Here is a 7,112-nt window from a genome sequence, read left to right on the forward strand (position 1 = left end):
CAATGCAAGTTCGTGCGCGGCGCCCGCGGATTCGGGCGGCCGCCAGTCCGGAGGACGCCCGATGGCGATGGGTTCGATCCGCGCGAGCGGGGGCGACGACGAGGACGGCCTCGACGCGACCCCGATGTCCGAGATCAACGTCACCCCGATGGTCGACGTTATGCTGGTGCTGCTGATCATCTTTATGGTGGCAGCCCCCCTGATGACGACCGGCGTGCCGGTGCAGCTCCCCAAGACCGCTGCCGCCAAGGTGGCGCAGTCGAAGAAGCCGATGGAGGTCACCGTCGACAAGGAGGGCCAGCCCTCCATCGCCAAGGAGGTCTTCACCACCGAGGGGCTGACGGCGCGGCTCAGGGCGATGGCGGCTGAGGACAAGGACCAGGTCGTGCTGGTGCGCGGCGACCGCGACGTGCCCTACGGCAAGGTCATGGAGGTGATGGGCCTCGTGGGCCAGGCGGGCTTCACCAAGGTGTCGCTGATCGCGCAGTCGCCGGGCGGCGCCGCGGCGCCCGCTGGCGGCGGGGCGGCGCGCTGATCCGATGAGTGGTACGTCCATGCCCGCCGGGTCCGATCTCGCCGGCCTCGCGCCGGACGGGCCGGGGAATCGGCCGTCCGGGCTCGCCGCGGCCTTCCTCGTCGCGTTCGCCCTGCACGCCGCCGCGCTCGTCGCCGTCGCCTTCCTGCGCCTCGCGCCGCCCGCTCCCCCCGGCGAGCAGCAGGTCACGGTCGATCTCGCGCCCCTGATGACCGAGGCCCAGACCGAGTCGGTGCTGGAGACCCAGGCCGCGGCCGAGACGCCGCCGGAGCAGCAGCCCACCGAGGAGCCGGTCGAGGAGGCGACGACCCCGCCCCCGCCGCCCGAGGTCGCCGAGGTCAAGCCGGAGGAGACGCCCGCCGAGGCCCCACCGCAGACCCAGGCCCTGACCGAGGCGCCGCCGGACGCCCAGCCGATCGAGCCGGAGAGCCAGGTCATCACCTCGACCGCGCCCGACACCGAGCCGCTGGCACCCCCGCCGCCGACCGTCGCCGAGGCCCCGAAGCCGGTCGAGCCCGAGAAGCCGAAGCCGGATCTGGCCAAGCTCAAGGCGGAGCGCGAGGCCAAGCTGAAGGCTCAGCGCGAGGCCAAGAAGCGCGAGGAGAAGCGCGAGGAGATGCTGGAGAAGCGCCGCGAGGAGCTGCGCGAGGCCAAGCTGAAGGCGGCCCGCGAGGCGCGCGCGCGGGAATCCCGCGCCGCCGACGGCGCCGAGCGCGCCTCCGCGGCCTCCTCGCGCCAGAACACCGCCGGCCGCGCGGCGGCGGGCAGCGACCCGAGCGCGATGCGCCAGTGGACGGGCGCGATCAGCGCGGCGATCCACGGCCGCATGAACCCGGGTGCGGCCGCCGGCACCGGCGGCGGCACGGCGGTCGTGCGCTTCACCGTGATGCGCTCGGGCGCGGTGACGAGTGCCGGGCTCGCCCGCAGCAGCGGCGTCGGCCCGATCGACAGCGCGGCGCTCGGCGCGGTGCGCGGCAGCCTGCCGGCGGCCCCCGCCGGCGTGAACCAGGCCAGCCTGACGGTGACGATCCCGCTCAATTACCGGGTGCGCTGAGCCCGGCACGCCCGGCTCACGCACTCGTGTGGCGGGCGCGCCGGAACCACGCCCCCCGAAACGGCTTGGCAGCGCGGCGCGACCGGCGCCGCGCGTGTCGAGACCCCCATGATCGCTGCTGCAGGTGCGGGCTCCGAGTCCCGCGCGCCCTCCGCCCGCGTGCTGCGCGGGCTCGACGCGCTCAACTTCTTCCTCGCCGACGTGCGCGACGGCCTCGGGCCCTACCTGGCGATCTACCTGCTGGCCGTGCGCGGGCCGGACCAGGGCTGGAACGAGGCGACGATCGGCCTCGTCATCACGATCTCGGGCATCGCCGGGCTGATCGCCCAGACCCCGGCCGGCGCCCTCATCGATCGCACCAGGGCCAAGCGGCTCGTGGTGATCGCGGCGGCCGTCGCCGTGACGCTGAGCTCGCTCGCCCTGCCCTTCATCCAGAGCTTCTGGCTCGTTGCCGCCACCCAGTCGGTCGCCGGCATCGCGGGCGCGATCTTCCCGCCCGCGCTCGCCGCCATCACGCTGGGCGTCGTCGGGCCGAAGGCCTTCGCCCGGCGCATCGGCCGCAACGAGGGCTTCAACCACGCGGGCAACGCCGTCTCGGCGGCGATCGCGGGCGCCACCGCCTACTTCTTCGGGCCCATCGTGGTGTTCTGGCTGATGGCGCTCCTCGCGGCCGCATCGATCGGCGCGATGCTGATGATCCCGGCGCGGGCCATCGACGACGACCTGGCGCGCGGCCTCGACCACCCGGAGGGCGCGGACGACGCGGCGCCCTCGGGCCTCGGCGCGCTCGTCCAGAACCGCACCCTGCTGCTCTTCGCGCTCCTCTGCGCCGCCTTCCACCTCGCCAACGCGGCGATGCTGCCGTCCGTCGGCCAGCTCCTCACCAAGCTCTCGGGCAAGGACCACGCGACCTCGCTCATCGCGGTCTGCATCGTGGCGGCGCAGTGCGTGATGGTGCCGGTGGCGGTCTTCGTGGGCGCGCGCGCCGACGCGATCGGCCGCAAGCCGATCTTCCTCGCGGCCTTCGGCGTGCTGGCGCTGCGCGGCGTGCTCTACACATTCTCCGACAACCCGTTCTGGCTCGTCGGCGTGCAGCTCCTCGACGGGATCGGGGCCGGGGTCTACGGCGCGCTCTTCCCCGTGGTGGTGGCGGACCTCACCCGCGGCACCGGCCGCTTCAACGCCGCGCAGGGCGCGGTCGCCACCGCGCAGGGGCTCGGCGCCGCCTTCAGCGCGACGCTCGCGGGCGCGCTCATCGTCTGGGCCGGGTTCTCGGCGGCCTTCCTGGCGCTGGCCGGGATCGCGGGCCTCGCCTTCCTGGCCTACCTGCTGCTGATGCCCGAGACCTACGGCTACACGCCGCCGGGGGCCAAGCCGGATGGAAGGCCGGACGGACGGTCCGGCAGCGCGCCGGGATCCCGGCCCCTCGCGACCGCCTCGGCCTGATCCCGCCCCGGAGACCGGGATCCCGCCGGACCCGCGCCCGCGGATTTCGCACCTGCGCCGAGGAATCTTGGCCGAAGCCTGGCCGTGAAACTCGCTTTTCCGGCAGGACGCCCTACATGAGGTGTGTCGCAGCCTTCCGGCGGTCCGCCCGCCGATGCGGCGCCACGGCCCGTCTTCCCCGCATCCGGGCCGAACCCGAACCAGCCGATCGTTGCGCGCGCCCAGCCCGCGGCGGCCAGAAAGGGACAGGATGACCCACGATACCGACACCGAGATCGACGACGCGGACGAGGTGCGCGATCTCGAGGCGGAAGCCAAGGCCAAGGCCGAGAACCGCGCCGAGCGGGCGGAGCGTGCCGAGCGCATGGCCCGCGAGGGCGCGCAGGCGATGGCCGAGCATCACGCGCAGATCAAGGCCGTCGACGAGCGCACGACCCGCCTGCGGGCGCTGCGCCTCGCCAAGGAGGCCGCCGACGCGCAGGTCAAGGCCGCCGAGGACGCCGCCAAGGCCGAGGCGAAGGCCGCCAAGGCGAGCGCCAAGAAATCCGCCCGGAAGGCCTGACCGTCCCATGTCCGACATGCGCAGCCGCCGCCCCGCCGACCCACGCCGGGCGGCGGAGGCCGCCTTCAAGGCGGCTACCACCCGCAAGCCCGAGAGCCCGGCCCCGAGCACGCTCGCCGCGGCGCCCGGCGCGCGCGAGAGCGTGACGCTGCGCCTCGACAGCGCCGTGCTGGAGCATTTCCAGAAGGACGGGCCGGGCTGGCAGGACCGCATCAACGCGGCGCTGAAGACCCTCGTCCCGCGCGAGGGCTGATCCTCACCGCCCCCGGCGCAGCCGGTTCACCGCGCGGTCGAGCGCGCCCAGGAAGGCTGAGCGGTCCTGGCGGGTGAACGGCCGCGGGCCGCCCGTGATCACGCCTGCCTCGCGCAGATCCTGCATCAGGTTCCGGGTGGCCAGCGCCATCCCGACGGAGGATTCGCTGAACGGCTTGCCGTTCGGCGCGATCACGCTCGCGCCGGCCTTCACGCAGCGACTCGCGAGCGGCACGTCGGCCGTGACCACGATGGAGGCTGGCCCCGCCCGCTCGGCGATCCAGTCGTCGGCCGCGTCGAGGCCGTCGCCGACCACGACCCGCTGGATCCAGGGCTCCCGCGGCAGGTTGAGCGGGCTGTTGGCCACCACATAGACGTGCAGCCCGTAGCGGGCCGCGACCCGGAAGGTCTCGTCCTTCACCGGGCAGGCGTCGGCATCGACGTAGATCGCTGGCGTCGTGGTCATGGCATGCCGCTCATCGCGCGCTCCTCGGCACGAGGCGCGCGGCGAAGCTCAGACCGATGAGGAGCGCGCCCAACGCGAACTGCCAGCGCTCGATATCTCCGCCGACCGAGATGACCACCGCGTGGCCGATCACCACGAGGCCCGCGAGCGGAAGCCCGAACCGGATCGCGGCCCGGAGGACCTGGAGCCGGGTTTCGCGCATCAGCGCTGCCCCGTGGCGGCCCGCAGGGGCGCGACGGCCGCCGCCTCCGCGCGGATCTCGGCCCGCGACACGGCCGGGGCGGCCTCGCGGGCCGCGCGTTCCAGGGTGGCGATGGCGAGCGGCTGGCCGCGCCCGCGCAGGGCGTGGGCGCCCAGCGAGCGGGCGCGGATGCCGGCGGGCAGCGCCGCCAAGCGGTCGAGCAGGTCCTGCGAGATCAGGATGCTGGTGCCGAGCGGCCGGCACAGGGCCTCGATCCGCGCCGTGACGTTCACCGCGTCCCCGAAATAGGCGATCTTGTGCCGATCGATGCCCACCTCCGCGGTCACGATCGGGCCGCCGTGCAGCGCCGCGCGCAGGCGCGGCACCGTGCCGAAGCGCGCCCGCCACGCCTCGGCGTCCCGCTCGATCCGGTCGAGCACGTCGAACACGCAAGCGACGCAGCGTGCCTTGTGCAGGCCGCGCTTCATCGGCCAGGTCACCATCGCCATGTCGCCGATATAGTCGTCGATCGAGCCGGCGTTGCGCCGTACCGGCTCGGCCAGCGCCGCGAACACGGCCGCGAGGTATTCCTGAGCGCGCAGGTCCCCGTGCGTCTCCGCGAAGGCGGTCGAGCCCATCACGTCGAGGAACAGGAAGATGCGCTCCTCCTCGACCGGCCGGTGGTAGCGGCCCACCATCAGGTTGATGAAGACCTCCGCGCCGATGAGGTCGCGCATGCGGATCACGAAGACGAGGAGCGCCGAGACTGCCAGCGCGTAGGTGAGCACCCGGGGCGTGGTCCGCACCGCCTCGGCGAGCGGGTCCGCCGTCAGCCCGAAGGCCCACACCACGAGGCCGCCGAGCGCGTTGCCGGCCACGATCATCGCCACGTAGGCGAGTTCCGCCGCCGGCACGAAGACGCTCGCGGGCAGGCGCCGGATCCGGGCCTGGAGCCCGGCCAGGATCAGGCCGCGATCGAAGGCCAGCGCGGTCGCGCCGATGCAGAAGCCGTAGGCGAGGCCGGCGAACGGCGAGGCGCCGTCCGCGAAGACGAAGTTGTAGACGAGCCCTGCGCCCGCGCAGGCGAGGAGGATCAGCGCCCAGAACCAGCGATGCTGCGGCAGCATCATGCCCCCCGTGGCGTCCGGTGCCCGACGGAGATCCCAGCGGATTTCCGGGCGCTTCTCAAGAGGCCGCGCGCGGCGCGCGGCCCTGGACGAAAGTCCAACCCCGACGGCGGGGCCGGCCCATTGCTCACCGTCCCTTGATGGCGCGAATAAGGCGTCGGTCGCGCCGCGCGGCCGTCCGTGGCCAGGGCGCCGCCCGTTCGGGTCCGGCCCCGCGCGCGACGGACCATTGGTATCCCGGCGGCGCGGGGCTTAAGAGCACGAGGCGAGGGGCGGCTTGCGCCCGTGCGGGACGGGTGCCGGGCGACCGGATGCGCCCTCCCGCGCAGCGGGACCGCCCCCCGTGGCAGGGCCGGTATCTCGGCCGGGCCCTCCGCCGGGTTCTGGGGCCGCCAGCAGAGGGGCAGAGCGATGCGGGCAAGAAGCTTCGGCGCCACCGGCATCTCCGTACCGGTGATCGGCCAGGGCACGTGGCGCATGGACGAGACCGGGCGCGCGGCATCGATCGCGGCCCTGCGGGCCGGGATCGATGCCGGCATGACGCATATCGACACCGCCGAGATGTACGACGACGCCGAATCCATCGTGGCAGAGGCGATCGCGGGTCTGCGGGAGGAGGTGTTCCTGGTCTCGAAGGTGGTGCCGGGCAACGCGACCCGGCGCGGCGTGGTGCGGGCCTGCGAGGCCTCGCTCCGGCGGCTCAAGACCGACCGGCTCGATAGCTACCTGCTGCACTGGCCGGGGCACCACCCGCTGGAGGAGACGATCGCCGGGTTCGAGGACCTGCGCCGGGACGGCAAGATCCTGTCCTGGGGCCTGAGCAACTTCGACGTGGAGGACCTCGACGCGGCGCTGCGCATCGCCGGCCCCTACCGGATCGCCTGCAACCAAGTGATCTACCATCTGGGCGAGCGGGCGATCGAGCACGCGGTCCTGCCCTGGTGCGCGCGGAACGGCGTGGCGCTGGTGGGCTACTCGCCCTTCGGCAGCGGCGAGTTCCCGGACCCGTCGAGCGCCGGGGGGCGGGTGCTCGCCGGCATCGCGGAGGCGCACGACACAACCCCTTACGGGGTGGCCCTCGCCTTCCTCACCCGGCTCGACAACACCTTCACGATCCCCAAGACCGTGCGGGCGTCGCGGGCCCTCGAGAACGCGGCCGCCGCCGACATCCGTCTCAACGCCGCCGAGATCGCCCTGATCGACGCGCATTTCCCGCGCGGCCCGCGCCCGCGCACCCTGCCGATGCTGTAGGCTGCCGAGAAGCCGCCCGGAACGGGCGCAGCGCGCGAGACAGGGTGTGGACTTCTGTCCTCACACCGGGCGAAAAAGCTTAGCGCCGTCCGCCCGCGTCACCGGGCTGTCGCAGCCGGCGTGGCGTGGTTCGGGCGCGGCCGGTTGCGGCGCCTGGTGCCGGCCCGCCCCGGAAATGGAGATGCGCGTGCGACGGCTGCGAACCGGATTGGTCCTGACCCTCGCGGCGGCCCTCTGT

At 73.8% G+C, this 7,112-nt stretch carries 9 protein-coding genes; 6 read left to right on the plus strand and 3 right to left on the minus strand.

Features of this window, described 5'->3' with window-relative positions:
- Window positions 1-61: 61 nt before the first annotated feature.
- The 5 genes from tolR to AX737_RS13255 all read left to right on the plus strand — a co-directional run bounded on the left by tolR (window position 62) and on the right by AX737_RS13255 (window position 3,850).
- Entirely contained in the window at window positions 62-535 is a 474-nt protein-coding gene (tolR, locus tag AX737_RS13235) for a protein TolR (RefSeq protein WP_066922026.1), read from the plus strand.
- A 19-nt stretch (window positions 536-554) separates the two neighbouring features.
- A complete protein-coding gene (locus tag AX737_RS13240; RefSeq protein ID WP_066922028.1) occupies window positions 555-1,589 on the plus strand; it encodes a TonB family protein in 1,035 nt (344 codons plus the stop codon).
- A gap of 108 nt (window positions 1,590-1,697) precedes the next feature.
- Window positions 1,698-3,035, plus strand: a complete 1,338-nt coding sequence (locus AX737_RS13245) for an MFS transporter (RefSeq protein WP_066922030.1) — start codon at window positions 1,698-1,700, stop codon at window positions 3,033-3,035.
- A gap of 250 nt (window positions 3,036-3,285) precedes the next feature.
- Complete coding sequence (locus AX737_RS13250) at window positions 3,286-3,597, plus strand: hypothetical protein (RefSeq protein ID WP_066922037.1); 312 nt, start codon at window positions 3,286-3,288, stop codon at window positions 3,595-3,597.
- Between the two features lie 7 nt (window positions 3,598-3,604).
- Window positions 3,605-3,850, plus strand: coding sequence for a BrnA antitoxin family protein (locus AX737_RS13255; RefSeq protein ID WP_066922039.1), 246 nt, complete (start codon window positions 3,605-3,607; stop codon window positions 3,848-3,850).
- A gap of 3 nt (window positions 3,851-3,853) precedes the next feature.
- Here AX737_RS13255 and AX737_RS13260 read toward each other — a convergent pair whose 3' ends face one another.
- From AX737_RS13260 to AX737_RS13270, 3 genes are read right to left on the minus strand one after another with little or no spacing between them, the layout of a single operon-like run.
- A complete protein-coding gene (locus AX737_RS13260; RefSeq protein WP_066922040.1) occupies window positions 3,854-4,315 on the minus strand; it encodes a YaiI/YqxD family protein in 462 nt (153 codons plus the stop codon).
- 10 nt (window positions 4,316-4,325) lie between these two features.
- Window positions 4,326-4,517, minus strand: coding sequence for a hypothetical protein (locus AX737_RS13265; protein WP_066922042.1), 192 nt, complete (start codon window positions 4,515-4,517; stop codon window positions 4,326-4,328).
- Window positions 4,517-5,623, minus strand: coding sequence for an adenylate/guanylate cyclase domain-containing protein (locus AX737_RS13270; protein WP_066922046.1), 1,107 nt, complete (start codon window positions 5,621-5,623; stop codon window positions 4,517-4,519). Before AX737_RS13270 ends, AX737_RS13265 begins: the two co-directional genes overlap by 1 nt.
- 411 nt (window positions 5,624-6,034) lie before the next feature.
- On the opposite strand from AX737_RS13270, the gene AX737_RS13275 reads away from it, so the two are divergent.
- A complete protein-coding gene (locus AX737_RS13275; RefSeq protein WP_066922044.1) occupies window positions 6,035-6,874 on the plus strand; it encodes an aldo/keto reductase in 840 nt (279 codons plus the stop codon).
- Window positions 6,875-7,112 lie beyond the last annotated feature (238 nt).

The organism is Methylobacterium sp. CCH5-D2, assembly GCF_001556475.1.
GTDB classification, from domain to species: domain Bacteria; phylum Pseudomonadota; class Alphaproteobacteria; order Rhizobiales; family Beijerinckiaceae; genus Methylobacterium; species Methylobacterium hispanicum.

Coding starts and splice junctions, on each gene's coding strand:
- AX737_RS13240 (WP_066922028.1), top strand. CDS start 555: ATGCCCGCCGGGTCCGATCTCGCCGGCCTCGCGCCGGACGGGCCGGGG.
- AX737_RS13275 (WP_066922044.1), top strand. CDS start 6,035: ATGCGGGCAAGAAGCTTCGGCGCCACCGGCATCTCCGTACCGGTGATC.
- AX737_RS13250 (WP_066922037.1), top strand. CDS start 3,286: ATGACCCACGATACCGACACCGAGATCGACGACGCGGACGAGGTGCGC.
- AX737_RS13245 (WP_066922030.1), top strand. CDS start 1,698: ATGATCGCTGCTGCAGGTGCGGGCTCCGAGTCCCGCGCGCCCTCCGCC.
- AX737_RS13265 (WP_066922042.1), bottom strand. CDS start 4,517: ATGCGCGAAACCCGGCTCCAGGTCCTCCGGGCCGCGATCCGGTTCGGG.
- AX737_RS13260 (WP_066922040.1), bottom strand. CDS start 4,315: ATGACCACGACGCCAGCGATCTACGTCGATGCCGACGCCTGCCCGGTG.
- AX737_RS13255 (WP_066922039.1), top strand. CDS start 3,605: ATGTCCGACATGCGCAGCCGCCGCCCCGCCGACCCACGCCGGGCGGCG.
- tolR (WP_066922026.1), top strand. CDS start 62: ATGGCGATGGGTTCGATCCGCGCGAGCGGGGGCGACGACGAGGACGGC.
- AX737_RS13270 (WP_066922046.1), bottom strand. CDS start 5,623: ATGCTGCCGCAGCATCGCTGGTTCTGGGCGCTGATCCTCCTCGCCTGC.